The sequence below is a fragment of the Nonomuraea lactucae genome (assembly GCF_003313395.1).
GTDB classification, from domain to species: Bacteria; Actinomycetota; Actinomycetes; order Streptosporangiales; family Streptosporangiaceae; genus Nonomuraea; species Nonomuraea lactucae.
In genome coordinates this window covers 1-16057 of record NZ_QNFZ01000157.1, presented here as the reverse complement: position 1 = coordinate 16057, position 16057 = coordinate 1, and the positions used below count along the sequence as shown (strand labels likewise).

Genomic DNA, 16057 nt, shown 5'->3' with positions numbered 1-16057 from the left:
CGCAGCCGGGCGATGGCGTCCTGGTCGTCCCCCGCCAGCACGACGCCGAGCGCGCCCGCGACGCCGAGCGCGGGCGCCCCGCGCACGGCCAGCCGCCGGATGGCGTCGATCAGCTCCTCGACGGCGGTGATCCGGACCGTGACGCACTCGTCGGGCAGCCGCGTCTGGTCGACGAGCTCGATCGCCCCGTCCACCCAGTCGATGGTCCTCACTCCTCGCACGCTAGCCGACACCGGAAATTCCGCCACCATCCATGCGAAACTGGGCATCGGCCGCGGCCGGAGCTCCCTAGCGCTCGGCGAGCACGATGACCGAGTCGCCCTCCTTGAAGATGATCGGCCGTCCCTTCGGCGGGTTGAGCACGATGCCGTAGTGCGGCGGGCTGTTGAGCCCGGTGGCGTCGCGGTAGCCGATCGCGGTCTCGCCCCTGCGCCGGGCGGCCTCGACGACGGTGGAGAAGGTCACCTTCGCGCCCGTCCTGACGTACGAGGAGGCGGGACGCGGGTAGATCTCCGAGCCGCGCGAGTCGAAGAGGTAGCCGAAGACGTCGGCGAGGTGCCGGTTCTCGGCGAGCTGGGCCAGCAGGAGCCCGATGACGGTGTCGCTGATCACGATGTCGTCGGCCTCGGTGACCTCGGCCAGGACGCGGTTGCTCTCGTCGTGCATCTCGCTGACGATCGAGTAGCGCTCGCCGAGCACGCGCTGCATGTCGCGCAGCTGCAGCAGCGTCATGAGCGTGCGGGTGTCGGCGTGGTGCGGGGTGAAACGGTCGTCGGACAGCAGGACGACGTGCTGGTAGAGGCCGACGCCGAGCGACTCCAGCGCGTACCTGTCCGTGGTGTCGCAGTCCTTGACGTTCACGGTGAGGTTGCGCAGGCCGTCCAGGTTCGCGCCGGCCCTGGGGTGGTCGGCGGCGATCTCCAGCACCGAGCCGGGGGCCACGTAGGCGTCCAGGTAGCGGATGATCTGGCCGGCCCGGCCGTTCCAGTTGAGCAGCAGCGTGCGCTCCGCCTGGGGGGCGGCGCGCTCGGCCACGGCGAGGGCGCTCTCGTCGACGGCGGGCCCGCGGGCGGCCAGGCGGATCCGGGAGTCGTCCTGCGCGATGACGATGACCTGGTCTCCGGCCGTGATGGGGGTGTCCATGGGCGGGTTGAGCGTGACGCCCGACGGCCCGCGCAGGCCGATGGCGCTGGCGGTCTCGTAGGCGTCCAGCGCCTGCCCGTACGTCCGGCCGGCCACCTCGGCGCCCGGGCGCATGTAGATCTCGCCCCCGTCGAAGTTCAGCAGGTCCATGCAGACCACGGACATGCCCGACTGGCGGGAGGACTGGACGATGAGCCTGGAGGCGGTGTCGTCGGAGTCGACGAGGTGCACCTCCCCGCCCCCGGCCAGGCGGGCGGCCGGGATGTTGCGGGTGGCCGCGACGGCGGCCACCACCGGCGGGTGCGCCCCCTCGCGCTTGGCCAGCGCCAGCAGGATCTTGATCACGTGCGCGTCGGGGTCCTCGCCGTCGGGTGAGAGGACGACGACGGAACAGGCGCCGGCCAGGTTCATGAGTGTCAGGTCGCGCGGCTCGGTGGGCCGCCCGCTGCGGCAGACCACGCGGGTCCTGCCCAGGTCGCCGACGTGCTCGCGGATCTGCTCCTCCATGTCGAGCTTGTCGCGCTCGGCGAGCACGGCGATGACCGAGCCGGGGTGGCTGGCCTGCGCCTTCACCAGCTCGCTGACGATCGTGAAGACCTGGTCGGACCAGCCGAGCACCACCGTGTGGCCCTTCTCGACGATCCGCGAGCGCCCCCTGCGCAGCCGGTCCGCCTTCTCCCGCAGGCCGTTGGAGAGGAGCCCGACGAGCATGCTCACGATGAACAGGCCGCCCAGCGACCCGGCGAACATGACCGCCATGTAGGCGATCGACCCCTTGTCGCTGGCGAGCTTGCCGGGGGTGAGCGCGTGCATGAGCGCGATCCAGAGCACCTGGCCCGGCCCCGCGGCGCCCTCCGGCTCCCGGGGCGCCAGCCACAGGGTGAGCCCGGTCACCGCCATGATGAGCGCCACGGACACGATCGCCAGCCAGCCCACCAGCGAGACCGTCCCCCTGGACATCGTGTTGTCGAACCAGTAACGCGCACGCTCACGTAACGTCGCCCCTGCCACCCCGTACCTCCGCCTACAGACAGATTTGACCAACGCAACAAGGTACAGGTGGATCTGTCCGGCGATGGCGCCATGCGCAAAACCCATTCGACACCACGTTCGGGCGCTCGGATCATTAGAGTTATGTCTGTGCTCAAGGAGGTGCCCTTCCCCAGCCCCGACTCCCCCGACCTTCCGATGCGGATCTGGATCGACGACGCCGACTCGGCCGTCGACGTCATCGACGCCCTGGCGCTGTCGCCGTTCGCGACCGGGGTCCAGCCGTGGTCGCGCCAGGCCGACCTGGAGCGGGTGCGCCCCGATGCCGCGCTGGCCCCCGCCACCGGCCGCGTGGTGCGCAGCGCGCACGTCGACGACGGCTCGGAGTCCCGCCTGATCTGCGGTGACGGCTGGACGCTGCGCGTCGTGCGGCATCGCAACCGCACGGCGACGGTCAGCGTCACGGCGGTCAGCGAGGAGCTCGCCCGTTCGGTGCTGAAGGAGAGCACCGACGGCGCGGAGGAGCCCACGCCCGACACCGACCACGTCGAGATGGGCTTCTGGTGGCACGGCACCCACGGCAGCGTCCGCTCCGGCAAGCCGATCACCGCCCAGCCCTGGCGCCAGATCAGCGGCAACTACTCCGCCCGGGCGCGCCGCTCGCTCGACAGCCTGATGGCGATCACGCCCGACGACGTGAACGGCCGCCTCATCCTCCTGCACGGCCCGCCCGGCACCGGCAAGACGACGCTGCTGCGCTCGCTGGCCAAGCAGTGGCAGTCCTGGTGCCAGGTCGACTGCGTGCTCGATCCCGAGCGGCTGTTCAACGACCCGGGCTACCTCATGGAGGTCGCGGTCGGCCACGACTGCGACGGCGACGGCGACGACAGGCAGCGCTGGCGGCTGCTCGTGCTGGAAGACTGCGACGAGCTCATCAGCGCGGCGGCCAAGGCGCAGACCGGGCAGGGCCTGTCCAGGCTGCTCAACCTCACCGACGGGCTGCTCGGGCAGGGCAGGGACGTGCTGGTCGCCATCACCACCAACGAGGACCTGGCGCGCCTGCACCCCGCCGTCGTCCGGCCGGGCCGCTGCCTGGCCCAGGTGGAGGTCGGGCCGCTGACCCACGAGGAGGCCGTCCGCTGGCTCGGCGCCGCCGAGGGGGTCGGCCCCGGGGGCGCCACGCTGGCCGAGCTCTACGCCGCCCGGTCCGGCCGCGCCGTCCCGGCCACGTCGGCCGACGAGTCGACCGGCCTCTACCTCTAGCCGGGCGGATGCCGCCCCGTCATCGCCGCAGTTACGTAAACCTTCCGATGCGCGACAGACAGGGCGAAACCACAATGTGCCTGGTGCTCACCGTCGACCTGGCCCGCGTCGCGCTCACCCGCTGCGCCGTGTCCTCCGCCGCCGTGTCCTCCGCCGCCGTGTCCTCCGCCGGCGTGTCCTTCACTGGCGCGCCCGGCGCGACCGGCGCGCCGGCGGTGTGGACGAGCGGCGAGATCCCGATCGGCTTCGCCGCCACGCAGCTCGTCCCCTCGTGGACGGCGCGCACCCCGCCCGGCGCGTGGATCGAGGTGGAGCTGCGGGCCCGCACCGCGACCGGCGGGCTCACCAGGTGGTACGTGATGGGCCGCTGGTCCGAGCACGGCGCGCCGCGCACCTCGGTCCCCGGCCAGGGAGACGACGACGGTGACGTGGCTGTCGACACGTTCGTGGCGCGCCGGCCGGTGGTGGCGTTCGAGGCGCGGGTCACGCGGCACGGCGCGGGCGCGCGGGTGGACTCGCTGTGCGTGATGGCCTCCGCCGTCCCGCGGCGCCCGCCCGCGCCCAGCCCTCCCGGTACGGCAGGCGCCGTGGAGCTGGCCGTCCCCCGCCACTCCCAGCACGAGCACGCCGGACACCACCCCGAGTACGACGGCGGCGGCGCCAACTGGTGCGCGCCCGCCTGCGCGGCGATGGTCCTCGGCTTCTGGGGCCGCGGCCCGGCGCCGGAGGAGCTGGCCTGGGTGGGGGCCGGCGACCCGTGCCCGGCGGTGGACCACGCGGCCAGGGGCACCTACGACACCAGCTACCAGGGCACCGGCAACTGGCCGTTCAACGTGGCCTACGCGGGCACGTACGGACTGCGCGGGTTCGTGACGCGGCTGAGGTCCGCGACAGAGCTGGAGGCGTTCGTCCGCGCGGGAATCCCGGTGATCACATCGCAGTCGTTCAGGGCGCACGAGCTGCCGGGCGCGGGCTACTCGACGGCCGGGTCGATCATGGTCGTCATCGGCTTCACCGCCGAGGGCGACGTCGTGGTCAACGATCCGGCCGCGCCGTGCGACGCGGACGTGCGCAGGGTCTACCCGCGGGCGGCGTTCGAGAACGTGTGGCTCAGGGGCTCGGGCAGCGGGGGCGTGGTCTACGTCCTCCATCCGCCCGGGACCCCGCTGCCCCGCTCCGAGGGCAACTGGTGACGACGGTCCGGGACGGCTCGCGATGGTGACGGGTGGTGGCATGGGCATTCGGCCGATCGACGTGGCGCGCATCGACGGCGGCCCCCAGTGGGTGGAGGCCCTGGCCACGCCCGGGGGCGTGGAGGTGTGGTGGGACGAGCCGCGCCCGCGCGAGGGCGGCAGGCGGTGCGTGGTGCGGCGGCTGCCGGACGGCACCCTCGTCGACGCGCTGCCGGAGGGGTGGAACGCGCGCAACCGCGTCGTGGAGTACGGCGGCCGCTCCTGGCGCCCGCTGCCGGGCGGCGGCCTGGTGTTCACCGAATGGGCCGACCAGCGCCTCCACCGGCTCGACGGGGGCGGCGGCCCGGTGCCGCTCACGCCGGAGGGCCCGTCCCGCTACGCCGACCTCTACCTGGCTCCCGGCCGCGACGAGGTGTGGGCGGTGCGCGAGACCGGCGACGCGCGTGACATCGTCGCCGTGCCGCTCTCCGGCGGCCCGGTCCGGGTGATCGTCAAGGCGCAGCACTTCGTGATGAACCCCCGCCTGTCCCCCGACGGCCGGCACGTCTCCTGGATCGGCTGGGAGCACCCGAACATGCCCTGGGACGGCACCGAGCTGTGCGTGGCCCCGCTCGGCGACGACGGCGCGGCGGGGCCGCACCGGGTGGTCGCGGGCGGGCCGGAGGAGTCGGTCACGCAGGCCGAGTGGCGCGACGGCGACAGCCTGTACGCGGTCACCGACCCGAGCGGCTGGTGGAACGTCCACCTCGTCCGCCGCGACGGCTCGGGCGGCCGCAACCTGACCCCGATGGAGCTGGAGTTCGGTCATCCGCCGTGGAAGCCCGGCCTGACCACGATGGCGGTCGCGGACGGGCGGCTGGTCGTGGTCCACGGCACCGCCGACCGCCGCAGGCTGGGGGTGCTCGACCCCGACGGCGGCGGGCTGCGGGAGATCGGCGGCGACGCCACCCACTGGGCCCCGACGGTGTCGGCCGCGGCGGGCGTGGCGGCGGCGGTGGCGGCGACGCCGTACACACCGCTGGAGGTGAGGCTCGTCGACCTCGACGGCGGCGGGCACGAGACGGTGTCGGCGCCGAGGCCGGTGCCCGAGCGGCACCTGCTGCCCACGCCGGAGGCGGTGACGATCGACGGCGTGCACGCGCACCTCTACCCGCCCGCGGGCGTCGAGGGTCCCGCCCCGTTCGTCGTCTTCGTGCACGGCGGCCCCACCGGCAACCACCCGATCATGCTGGATCTGGAGATCGCCTACTTCACCAGCAGGGGCCTAGGTGTGGCCGTGGTCAACTACGGCGGCTCCACCGGCTACGGCAGGGCCTACCGGGAGCGGCTGCGCCACCAGTGGGGCGTGGTGGACGTGCAGGACTGCGCGCGGGTGGCGCGGGGCCTGGTCGAGCTGGGCCGGGCCGACGCCGCCAGGATCGCCATCCGCGGCGGCAGCGCCGGCGGCTGGACCACGGTCGCGGCGCTGGTGCACAGCGACGTGTTCGCGGGCGGCGTCGCGCACTACGCGATCACCGACCCGGAGAGCTGGGCGGGCGAGACGCACGACTTCGAGTCGCGCTATCTGGACGGCCTCATCGGCCCGCTGCCGGAGGCCAGGCAGCGCTACACTGACCGCTCGCCGCTGCTGCACGCCGCGCGTGCGTCGGGCCCGTGCCTCATGCTGCACGGCCTGGAGGACGCGATCGTCGACGTCAGCCAGGCCGAGCGGTTCGTCGCCGAGCTGGACCGGCACGGCAAGCGGTGGGCGCTGCTCACCTACCCGGGCGAGCAGCACGGCTGGCGCCGGGAGGAGACGATCGTCGCGGTGCTGGAGGCCGAGCTGGCCTTCTACGGGCTGGTCTTCGGATTCGACACGCCCGAGGTGCCGCCGCTCGTGCTGATGGGGAGACCGCAGGGGGAAGCGTGAAGAGCGTCGCCGAGATCTGTTCCGACCTGATCAGGTTCGACACCACCAACCCGGGAGCGGGCGAGCGCCCGGCGGCCGAGTACACGGCCACGCTGCTGGCCGAGGCGGGGCTGGAGCCGGTGGTGTTCGAGGCGGCGCCGCGCCGCACGACGGTCGTCGCCCGGATCGACGGCGACTCCCCCGACGCGCTGCTCATCCACGGACACCTCGACGTGGTGCCCGCCGACCCGGCGGAGTGGCGCATGCACCCGTTCTCCGGCGAGGTCACCGACGGCTGCGTGTACGGCAGGGGCGCGGTCGACATGAAGGGGTCGTGCGCGATGACGCTCGCCACCGTGCTCGGCATGCGGGCGCGCGGCCTGCGTCCCAAGCGCGACCTGGTGCTGGCGTTCCTGGCCGACGAGGAGGCGACCGGCGACCTCGGCTCGCGGCACGCGGTGACCGAGCGCCGAGAGCTGTTCGACGGGGTCACCGAGGCGATCAGCGAGTCCGGCGGGTTCAGCGTCACCTCGGGCGGCCACCGGGTCTACCCGGTGGCCGTCGGCGAGCGCGGCACGGCCTGGATGAGGCTGACGGCGCACGGCGTGGCCGGTCACGGCTCCCGGCCGGCGGTGGACAACCCGGTCGCGACGCTGGTGCACGCGCTGTCGCGGGTGGCGTCCCACCAGTGGCCGGTACGGCTCACGCCGTCGGTCGCGGCGCTCATCCGGCACCTGTCGGAGATCACCGGCAAGCCGATCGACCTGGACCGGCTGGACGAGGAGGCGGCGCGGCTCGGCCCGCTGGGCACGCTGTTCAAGGGCCAGATCCGCAACTCGGCCAACCCGACCATGCTGCAGGCGGGCTACAAGGTGAACGTGGTGCCGTCCACGGCCCACGCCCACGTGGACGGCCGCTACCTGCCTGGGCTGCAGGAGGAGTTCCTGGCCACGATGGACGAGCTGCTCGGACCGAAGATCACGCGGGAGTTCGTGAACCTGGAGGACGCGCCCGCCGCGCCGTACCCCTCGGCGTTCTTCGACGAGCTGGCCGGCGCGCTGGTCGCGGAGGACCCGCTGGCGCGGCCGGTGCCGTACGTGATGAGCGGCGGCACCGACGCCAAGTCGTTCGCCAGGATCGGCATCAGGGGATACGGCTTCGCGCCGCTCATGCTCCGCCCCGACCTCGACTATTTCGGCATGTTCCACGGAAAGGACGAGCGCGTGCCGGTGGAGGGCCTGGAATTCGGCACCCGGGTGCTGACCCGCCTTCTCACCGGCGAGAACACCCTCCCACCGTCGTGACGGTGAAAGGGTGTCGCCCGCGGCGGTCGCCGGCCGGTGTCAGTCCTCCTCGAAGGGCCGCACCCGGTAGAAGAGCACATAGTTGGCGTCGTCCAGGTTGAACGTCTGGGAGCGGAGTCCCTGATTGAGCTCCGACTCGGAAATCACAATGGTTCCGAGATGGTCGTCCTCGTCGATGTCGTCCTCGTCGAAGAGCGACACCAGGGCCTCGCCGTCGATGCGCTTCACGAGGTCGAGCTGCCATTGCCCGCCGGTTTCGATGTCGTGAATTCCGGCGAGGTGACTGCCGTTGTAATGCAGATAGACCTCGTCCGCCCCGTTGTCCTCTGTTTCGAGGCACTGCAGCCTCACGAACTTGACCTCGGCCGTCACGGGTCCCCCCCTTTCGTGCGCGTTCACGTTCCAGCCAACGCCGGAAATGGCGGGCCCGCAACACGCCGAGGTTAAAGATAACTCGCTGCGACCTTTGTGTGGGAGGCCGGAGAATTGCCGTCGTTTATCGTGGCCGGCCGTCCGGCCGCGCTATAATGAAGGACCTTCAGGCGAACTTCGTCTTCGGGCGTTCCTGGAGCACGCCGTCCACGTAGACGTCGACCTTCTCGTTGTAGAACGAGACCAGCCCGGCGATCCGCTGGCTCTCGGCCAGCGGCCTCGGGTAGGACCAGGCGAGATCCTCGTGCCCGCCGACAGACCAGTATTCGGCCGTGCCCTTGTACGGGCAGTGGGTGACGGTCTCGGTGTGGCGGAGCAGGTCGAGCCGCACGTCGGTCTTGGGCAGGTAGAAGCGGGCCGGCAGGCCCGTCTCGAAGAGGATCCTCGGGCTGCGCGAATCGGCCACGGTCACCCCGTCCACCTCGACCCGCACGTGCCGCGAGCTCGGCAGGACGTCCACCCGCGTGTACGGGTCGCGCGCGTGGACGAAGACCTCCTCGTCCTCCTCGAACCACGCCTCCATGGCGTCCCAGCCGAAGCGGACGTGCCCCCGGATCGGCTCCAGCGGCGACTCGGCGTACACCAGCGCCGCCCCGGCCGCCTCCACGCCCCCCGAGCTCACCGTGTGCACCTCGCCGTCGCCCCGGCTCGGCGAGTGCCTCGTCGTGCCCTCGGGCCGCAACACCGCCTCCGCGACGTCCTCCAGCGGGAAGTAGTAGGTCGGGTAGTAGGGCGCCTCCCACACCAGCAGCGCCCGCGTGGTGTCGGCGACCACGCGGCCTCCGAAGAGGGTCCTCACCCGCTTCGCCGAGCGCTCGACGCGCACCCGGCCACGATTGGCGGCATCCATGCACCAGCCAACCGCCCCGCCCGCTCCCCTATTCCATCGGGGGCCGGAGGAGGGTTCGCCGGGCGCGGGTGGTCCCCTCCGCCCGTCCGCGTCATGGCGTCTCCCCTCCTCCGGCCGGTCCGGACGGCGCGCGGTCAGCCGTTGACCACGGTGAGCTGGACGCTGTAGTGGGACGAGGCCCCGGCCCCGAACCGCTGGTTGTTCACCACCGAGCCGTAGCCGGCCCCGTTGGCCCAGTCGAAGGTCATCACCACCGGCCGGCGGCTGAAGTCGACGCGGCCGATCATCTCGCCGAAGGCGCTGCTGCCGCCGATCCGCGCCGCGCCGTTCGCGGCGAAGCTCACCTGCCGGCCACTGACCCGGTAGCGGCCGCGCAGCGGATAGATGTCGGTGCGCACGTCCGTGGTGTTGAACGCGAACGTGCCGTTGTCGTTGAACACCCACACCCCGTTCCTGACCCGGTTGAACGCCCGGGCGCGCGCCGAGGGCAGGCCCTTGACCTGCACGAACCGCGTGACCGTGCCGGCCCGCAGCACCAGCGCCGCACCCGCCCGCGCGCTCGCCGGCGGGGCGGTCGCGAGCAGGCCGGAGCCGGTTAACAGGACCAGCGTGGCGAGTGAGCGCGCCCAGCGGCCAGGCTTGACGATGGAATGCCTCGTTCTCATGTGTGCCCTCCCGGTCCACCCGTCTGTGCCTGTTTTGTACAGGGGCTTGGAACGGTCCCGTCAGCCCCGGAAAGCTGGGGATTGCCGGACGGGCGGACTCGTGTTATCAGAGCATCCCCAGCTCGTTGGCCCATCGGATGGCCGCGCTCAGCGGGGCCAGGTTGCGGCTCTCGCCCGGGTGGCAGGCCACGAACTTGTCACGCACGGTCCCCAGGAGGTCGGAGACGCGGTCCTCGCCGACGCCGAGTTCGCGGGCGGCCTCGTGGCGGGTCATGCCGAGGTGGCCGACCAGGCGGACGATCTCCCGCTCCCGTTCCGTGAGCCGGTACCTGCGGTCCCTGCGGCGGCGCCGTACGACGTCGAAGACGCGCGCGATCACGGCGTGCACGTCGGCCTCGGCGACGCCGGCGCCCCTCGCGACCTCCGAGGGGCTGTCTCCCTGGGCGAGGGCCCTGACGACCCTGAGCTCGGCGGGGCCGAGGTCACCGTCGGCGAGCGGGCGGCGCCGGACGTCCTCCAGGATGTAGCCGGCCAGCCGCGCCGACACGTGGTGGTGCCCCTCCACGACGGCGTCGACGGCCGAGACGAACTCGGCGGGCGCCGACGTCTTCTCCACGAACCCCCGCGCGCCCTGTTCGATCGCGTCGAGCACCTGCTCCGGGGTGGCCACGCCGGACATGGCGAGCACCCGGCAGCCGTGCCCGGCCAGATGGCCGATGGCGCTCCCCCAGGACAGGCCGGGCAGGAGCCGCAGGTCGCAGATGGCGACGTCCGGGGCCAGCGCCCAGTCGATGCCGTCCACGCCGGTCACCGGAGGCAGGACGGCGAACCCCGCGTCCATCAGGCGCAGCGTGATGGACTCCGTGACGGCCGGATGGTCATCGATGATGATCATCTTTGCGGACGCTCTACTCGGCATCGGCTTCTCTCGGCCAGCGGATCGTCACCCGGCTCCCGGCCCCGGGCTCCGAGGTGACGAGGCATTCGCCGTTGTGCCGGGCGACGGCGGCGAACGTGTTGAGGAACCCGCCGCCGGGCCGCACCGCCGTGGCGGCGAAGCCGCGGCCGCGATCCCGGATCACCACCTCCACGCCGTCCGCCCCGGACTCCACGAACAGGTTGACGCGCACGTCCTCCCCGGCGTGCTTGAGCACGTTGGTGAGCGCCTCGCGGACCGCCGCGGCGACGGCCTCCCCCACCTCCTGAGGCGGATCGCTGTCCACCAGGATCACCGAGGTCAGCGCGAGTCCCCGGTCGATGTAGACATCGCAGACCTCCTCCATGAGCTGCTCGAACGGCAGGCCGGTGACGGCGCGCGGATCCATGATGAAGCGCCGCGCCCGGTGGGCTCCCAGCCTGGCCGCGCGGGCCAGCCCCGGATCGACGAGCTGACCGGCGGCGACGTGGTCGACGATGGGCAGCAGGTGGTCGTGGATCTCGCGGTGGGTCAGCTCCCTGTGGCGGGTGATCATCGTCAGCCGCTCCTGCTCGGCCAGCAGCCGTTCGGCCCGCCGGGTCGCCTCCTGGGCCCGCTCGTTGGCCTCGGCGAGGGTACGCAGCTCCCGGCCGATGAGGAGGGCGATGCAGTACCAGAGCAGGAACCCCAGGAGGTCGGAGACGAGCTTCAACGCGAAGTACGGGTGGAGCGCGATCATCCACGAGGTGCAGAGCGCGACCAGCCCCGGCACGGCCTTCCTGCCCAACCCCAGGCCGAGCCCGATGGCCGCCGACGCGACCAGGCTGAACGGGAGGAACTCGGTGGTGATCACGTTCCGGTCGGCCGGGAACGCCGCCCGGGTGCCGATCAGCATGACCGCGACGCAGAAGGCGACGTCACCCCAGATGAGCAGGGGGTCGCGCAGGTCGCCGGAGCGCCACACCCGCCTGAAGAACCACGTCGCCTCCGCCGCGGCGGCCACCGCCGACAGGACCGAGATGACGGGGTACTGGAGGTGGTCCCAGCCCAGCAGCGGGATGAAGACGAACGGCGTCGTGCCCGCCCGCGTGTAGGCGATCATCCGGGCCATGCGCTCCTCGGTGTGGCGCGTCACCTGGCCGGGGCCGGCGGAAGGAACCACGGACGGTCCGGTGGACGGGTGGTCACGTCTTCCGCCCTTCCCGCCGGTCGCCACACGCTCCTCCGAGGCTGTCGGGAGAACGGCGATCACGGGGCGCCACCGTTTCCCCTCGTCTGGTAATCGCGGAGACGGCGGCGATGGTTACGGCTCGCGCCGGTCCGGCCGTTCCGCCGCTCACACCGCCGGGTCCGCGCATCGCGATGCTCACTCTCCCGGCATCCCCAAGTCACCCGGATATCGACTCGCCGTCATGCGCCATGGTCAGGTTTCGGATCGCAGGCCAGCCCCGAACCCGAGGAGCCTCATGTTCCGCCGACTCGGCCTCGTCACCACGACCACCCTGTCGTTCACCCTGTCGTTCACCCTGTCGTTCCTCTGCGCCGCCACCCCCGCGGCCACCACACCCGCCGCCGCCTCCCTCGCCGTGCCCGTCACCGCGGCCACCGCGCCGAGGCCCGTCAACGTCGCCCACCGCGGCGCGTCCGCGTACGCGCCGGAGAACACCGTCGCCGCCTTCCGCCTGGCCGCCGAACAGGACGCCGACATGTACGAGCTCGACGTCCAGGAGACCGCGGACCACCACCTGATCCTCATGCACGACACGACGCTGGCCCGCACCACCGACGCCGAGACCGTCTTCCCGGACCGGGCGCCGTGGCGGGTCGGCGACTTCACGCTGGCCGAGATCCGCAGGCTGGACGCGGGCTCGTGGTTCGGCCGCGGGCACGACGGCGAGCGGGTGCCCACGCTGGGCGAGACACTGCGCGCCATGCGGGGCAGCGGGCTCGGCCTGCTCCTCGAGGTCAAGGCGCCGCACCTCTACCCTGGCATCGAGGCCCGCGTCGCCGCCGAACTCCGCCGCGACCCCGCCCTGCTCGCTCCGGGCAGGCTCGTGGTGCAGTCCTTCGACTGGGACTCCATACGGAGGTTCCACCGGATCATGCCGCGCGTCCCGGTCGGCCTCCTCGGCACGCCGCCGGTCGAGCGGCTACCGGAGCTGGCCGCGTTCGCCGACCAGATCAACCCGCCGCACCACGCCGTCACCTCCGCGTACGTGGGCCGGGTCCACGGCCTGCGCATGCGGGTGTTCACCTGGACCGTGGACGACCCGGCGACCATGCGCCGCCTGACCGCCCAGCGGGTGGACGGCATCATCACCAACAAGCCGGACGTGCTGCGCGCGGTCCTCGACGGCTCACCACGGCGCCGCGCCGCCTGACGCACCGTTCCCGATCGCTTACCGCTCCACGCCGAACGCCGCCAGCGTGGCCCAGGTGACGAGCGTGCCCGCCAGAGCTCCGGCCACGACCTGGCCGGGCGTGTGGTGCGCCAGCCGTACCCGGGCCCAGCACACCAGCGCCACGACGGCGGCTCCGGCGGCCACCGTGGGCACGGGCGGCAGCACGTGGGCCAGCACCACCGCCGTGCCCGCGGACACGGCGGCGTGGAAGGAGATCTTCCAGCGCAGCGTGACGGGCACGGTCACGGCCAGGGCGGCGAGCATCGCGGTCACCGTCGCCACCAGCAGCCTCGGCGCCCCCAGCACAACCAGCAGCAGGAGCGCGACGAGCACCGCGGCCACCGCGGCGAGCAGCGGCCCGGTGCGGCGCGCCCGGTCCACGATGTGATGCGAGTCGAGCCGTCCCGACCGCACGCCGATCGCGATCACCGCGGTCGGCACGCCGCCGCAGAGCAGCGAGGCGAGCAGCCCCCACACCGCGCCGCTCCAGCCCCGCTCGGCCAGCCCCACGGCGGGCGGCATGGCGATGACCAGCACCTGCGGCGCCAGCAGGTCCGTCACTCTCCTCGCTACCCGGTCGGCGGTCATGGGAGCGGTCATGGGAGCAAAGATTACGCGATCATGCCCGGCGCCCGGCGTCAGCGCGCCCGCGCCGGGATCGGGCGGGATATAAAGGATCGTGGCCGAGATCACCTTGAGCGTCCGCCAGTTGCAGGCGTTCGCCGAGGTCGGCTACGAGGTCGCGGGCGGGGGTGGCGCGCACGGCGCGATGGCCGCCCTGCGGCGGGTGGTCCCGCTCGAAGCCTACGAGTTCGTCGCGTTCGACCCGGCCACCGCCCGCCACCACAGCGTCTTCGCCGACGGCCACCGGCGCATCGACGGCGACGCCGCCGAGGAATACACCGGGCTCGACGCCTACCGCCGCGCTCTGGCCACCCGCGCGCCGGTCGCGATGCCCGAGCCAGGCACCGAGCGCTACTTCCGCCGCCACCTCGCCCCCTACGGCTGGCGGGCCGGGCTGACCGCTCCGCTGTTCCTCGCCGGGGGCCGCTACACGGGCCTGCTGCACCTGGCGGCCAGAGACTCCTTCGCCGAGAGCACCGGCTCGCTGGTGACCGCCGTAGCCCCCATGCTGGCCCACGTCACCGACCTGACCAGGTGGGTGATCGACCCGGTCGGCCTGCCGAGCGGGTTCCACGCGGTGGCGTTCGACCGGGTCGGCACGCGGCGCGACGTGCCCGGCGCCACCGTCTCACCGACGCTGCTCGACGAGCCGGGGCTGGCGGCGCTCGCCCGGGCGTTCATCGACTCGCGGGAGCTGAGCCGCCACGGCCTCTGGCTCGACCGCGGCGGCGGCTGGCACGAGCTGCGCCTGATCCGCGCCGGGGTCGGCTTCCAGGGCTCGCTCCAGGGCGCGTTGGTGGCCGAGCGGCCCTGCTCGCTGCCGTACGAGCTGACGGGCCGGGAGGTGGACGTGCTGACCCGGGTCGCCGCCGGCGACTCCAACCCGCAGATCGCCGCGGCCCTGGTGCTCAGCGTCCGCACGGTGACGACCCACCTGGAGCACATCTTCGCCAAGCTCGGCTGCGACAGCCGCACCCGGCTCACCACCAAGGCCCTCGCCGAGGGACTGTGCCGCCTCGACACCTGACCGCCCGCCCCGCGCCCGGGGGTGAAGTCGCCGGACCTGACCTGGAGCCCGGTCACCTCCACGCGGCGGCCTTCGCGGCCAGCTCGAACCAGACCGTGGTCGCGCCGTTGGCACGGCTGAGGCCCCAGCGGTGGCTGAGCGCCTCCAGCAGGGGCAGGCCGCGCCCGCCGGTGGCCCGCGATCCGTTACGGCACGCGCAGGGCGGCCCGTCGGACCCCGCGTCGGCCACCCACACCCGGACCATGGCGCCGGAGGCGCGCACCGCCACCGTGAACCACCCGCCCGCGCCCGACCGGGAGTGCAGGATCGCGTTGGTGGCCAGCTCGCTGGCGAGCAGCACGCAGTCGTCGTACAGCGGGTGGTCGCGGCCGAGCGCCGCCGTGACCAGCCTCCGCACCCGCGACACCTGTGACGGCACCCCCGGAAACCGCACCAGCACGTCCCGTCCCCTTCCGTTCCGCATCGCCGCCCTCCGCCCGGCTCGCGGTCCCCACCGCTCCCCGGCCCCCGTCCCCGCACCCGCGCCGACTTCCATGCCCGCTCCCGCCTCCGTCTCCGTGCTCCCCGTCTCCCCGCTCCCCGTGCCCGTGCTCCCCGTCTCCCCGCTCCCCGTGCCCGTGCTCCCCGTCTCCCCGCTCCCCGTGCCCGTGCTCCCCGTCTCCCCGCTCCCCGTGCCCGGCCCCGCACCTGCGCCGGTGCCCTCGGGCGGCTGGGAGTGCCGTTCCGTGGGGCGCACAGTGGGGCCCACAGTGGGCCGATCGGGATACCGGTCGGGGTTCTGGACGGTGTTGTGCGTGTGTGGTGGTGTCACGGCGACCTCCCCGATTCCGGCGACGTAGTGAGACGCGCCACCCCACCGCAAGAGATATCGCCAAAAGGTAGGAATGCCCTTTCCCATGGTCACCCGCACGGGCGCTCCGGCGAACCGAGTAGTCTGCGGATCGACGCATCGACGAGGAGGGTGCCCGCGTGAGCAGCCTGGAGGCCGTCTGGGTGCAGCCCCACACCCAGCCCGGGGCGGCGGTCGTCACCGGCGTGTTCGACATCCTGCACGTGGGCCACGTGCGCTACCTGGGCGCGGTCGCCGACCGGGGGCTGCCGCTGGTCGTGGGCATCGAGGACGATCCTCGCGTACGCGCCTGGAAGGGGCCGAGCCGGCCGCTCAACACGGCCGCCGAGCGGGCCGAGGTGATGGCCGCGCTCCGCTTCGTGGCCGGGGTGTTCATCGTCACCGGACCACCGGAGGCGCACGGCCCGGAGGACTACATCGACCTGCTCGCCCCGATGAAGCCGGGCGCGCTCGCGCACACCGCCGGCGACCTGCACGCGGGCGCGCGCCGGGCCGCCGCCGCGCTGCTGG

The 16057-nt window shown here is 73.0% G+C and carries 15 protein-coding genes and 1 pseudogene; 7 read left to right on the top strand and 9 right to left on the bottom strand.

Annotated features, from left to right (window positions below):
• Both DQW85_RS10460 and DQW85_RS10455 read right to left on the bottom strand, forming a co-directional pair.
• A pseudogene (locus DQW85_RS10460) lies at positions 1–212 on the bottom strand (S-methyl-5-thioribose-1-phosphate isomerase); the annotation flags it as partial.
• A 76-nt stretch (positions 213–288) separates the two neighbouring features.
• A complete protein-coding gene (locus DQW85_RS10455) occupies positions 289–2154 on the bottom strand; it encodes a CASTOR/POLLUX-related putative ion channel (RefSeq protein WP_113700152.1) in 1866 nt (621 codons plus the stop codon).
• Between the two features lie 123 nt (positions 2155–2277).
• Between DQW85_RS10455 and DQW85_RS10450 the strand changes: the two genes are divergently transcribed.
• The 4 genes from DQW85_RS10450 to DQW85_RS10435 all read left to right on the top strand — a co-directional run bounded on the left by DQW85_RS10450 (position 2278) and on the right by DQW85_RS10435 (position 7781).
• Positions 2278–3396, top strand: a complete 1119-nt coding sequence (locus DQW85_RS10450; RefSeq protein WP_240197076.1) for a DUF5925 domain-containing protein — start codon at positions 2278–2280, stop codon at positions 3394–3396.
• A gap of 74 nt (positions 3397–3470) precedes the next feature.
• Complete coding sequence (locus tag DQW85_RS10445; RefSeq protein WP_113700151.1) at positions 3471–4589, top strand: C39 family peptidase; 1119 nt, start codon at positions 3471–3473, stop codon at positions 4587–4589.
• A gap of 40 nt (positions 4590–4629) precedes the next feature.
• Positions 4630–6498 carry a dipeptidyl-peptidase 5 gene (locus tag DQW85_RS10440; protein ID WP_162794881.1) on the top strand — a complete coding sequence of 623 codons (1869 nt, stop codon included), beginning with the start codon at positions 4630–4632 and terminating at the stop codon, positions 6496–6498.
• Complete coding sequence (locus DQW85_RS10435; RefSeq protein ID WP_113700150.1) at positions 6495–7781, top strand: M20/M25/M40 family metallo-hydrolase; 1287 nt, start codon at positions 6495–6497, stop codon at positions 7779–7781. The genes DQW85_RS10440 and DQW85_RS10435 overlap by 4 nt, the downstream gene beginning before the upstream one ends.
• Positions 7782–7820: 39 nt before the next feature.
• Here DQW85_RS10435 and DQW85_RS10430 read toward each other — a convergent pair whose 3' ends face one another.
• The 5 genes from DQW85_RS10430 to DQW85_RS10410 all read right to left on the bottom strand — a co-directional run bounded on the left by DQW85_RS10430 (position 7821) and on the right by DQW85_RS10410 (position 11806).
• The gene (locus tag DQW85_RS10430) at positions 7821–8153 is read right to left on the bottom strand and encodes a hypothetical protein (RefSeq protein ID WP_113700149.1); all 333 of its coding nucleotides are present in this window, start codon (positions 8151–8153) and stop codon (positions 7821–7823) included.
• 166 nt (positions 8154–8319) lie between these two features.
• Positions 8320–9063 (bottom strand): DUF427 domain-containing protein, encoded by a 744-nt coding sequence (locus DQW85_RS10425; RefSeq protein WP_113700148.1) that lies wholly within the window; start codon positions 9061–9063, stop codon positions 8320–8322.
• Positions 9064–9197: 134 nt separating this feature from the next.
• Positions 9198–9728, bottom strand: a complete 531-nt coding sequence (locus DQW85_RS10420; protein ID WP_113700147.1) for a hypothetical protein — start codon at positions 9726–9728, stop codon at positions 9198–9200.
• Between the two features lie 106 nt (positions 9729–9834).
• A complete protein-coding gene (locus DQW85_RS10415) occupies positions 9835–10623 on the bottom strand; it encodes a response regulator (RefSeq protein WP_162794880.1) in 789 nt (262 codons plus the stop codon).
• Positions 10624–10636: 13 nt separating this feature from the next.
• The gene (locus DQW85_RS10410) at positions 10637–11806 is read right to left on the bottom strand and encodes a sensor histidine kinase (protein WP_162794879.1); all 1170 of its coding nucleotides are present in this window, start codon (positions 11804–11806) and stop codon (positions 10637–10639) included.
• A 304-nt stretch (positions 11807–12110) separates the two neighbouring features.
• Here DQW85_RS10410 and DQW85_RS10405 point away from each other — a divergent pair, with 304 nt between their 5' ends.
• Positions 12111–13025, top strand: a complete 915-nt coding sequence (locus DQW85_RS10405) for a glycerophosphodiester phosphodiesterase (protein ID WP_113700144.1) — start codon at positions 12111–12113, stop codon at positions 13023–13025.
• 18 nt (positions 13026–13043) lie between these two features.
• Here DQW85_RS10405 and DQW85_RS10400 read toward each other — a convergent pair whose 3' ends face one another.
• Positions 13044–13646 carry a hypothetical protein gene (locus DQW85_RS10400; protein ID WP_240197075.1) on the bottom strand — a complete coding sequence of 201 codons (603 nt, stop codon included), beginning with the start codon at positions 13644–13646 and terminating at the stop codon, positions 13044–13046.
• A 79-nt stretch (positions 13647–13725) separates the two neighbouring features.
• On the opposite strand from DQW85_RS10400, the gene DQW85_RS10395 reads away from it, so the two are divergent.
• The gene (locus DQW85_RS10395; protein ID WP_113700142.1) at positions 13726–14697 is read left to right on the top strand and encodes a helix-turn-helix transcriptional regulator; all 972 of its coding nucleotides are present in this window, start codon (positions 13726–13728) and stop codon (positions 14695–14697) included.
• A 52-nt stretch (positions 14698–14749) separates the two neighbouring features.
• On the opposite strand, the gene DQW85_RS10390 is transcribed toward DQW85_RS10395, so the two are convergent.
• Positions 14750–15160 (bottom strand): ATP-binding protein, encoded by a 411-nt coding sequence (locus DQW85_RS10390; RefSeq protein WP_113700141.1) that lies wholly within the window; start codon positions 15158–15160, stop codon positions 14750–14752.
• Between the two features lie 506 nt (positions 15161–15666).
• Between DQW85_RS10390 and DQW85_RS10385 the strand changes: the two genes are divergently transcribed.
• Positions 15667–16057, top strand: a 391-nt coding sequence (locus DQW85_RS10385; protein ID WP_113700140.1) for an adenylyltransferase/cytidyltransferase family protein, incomplete at its 3' end; no start/stop codon positions are given.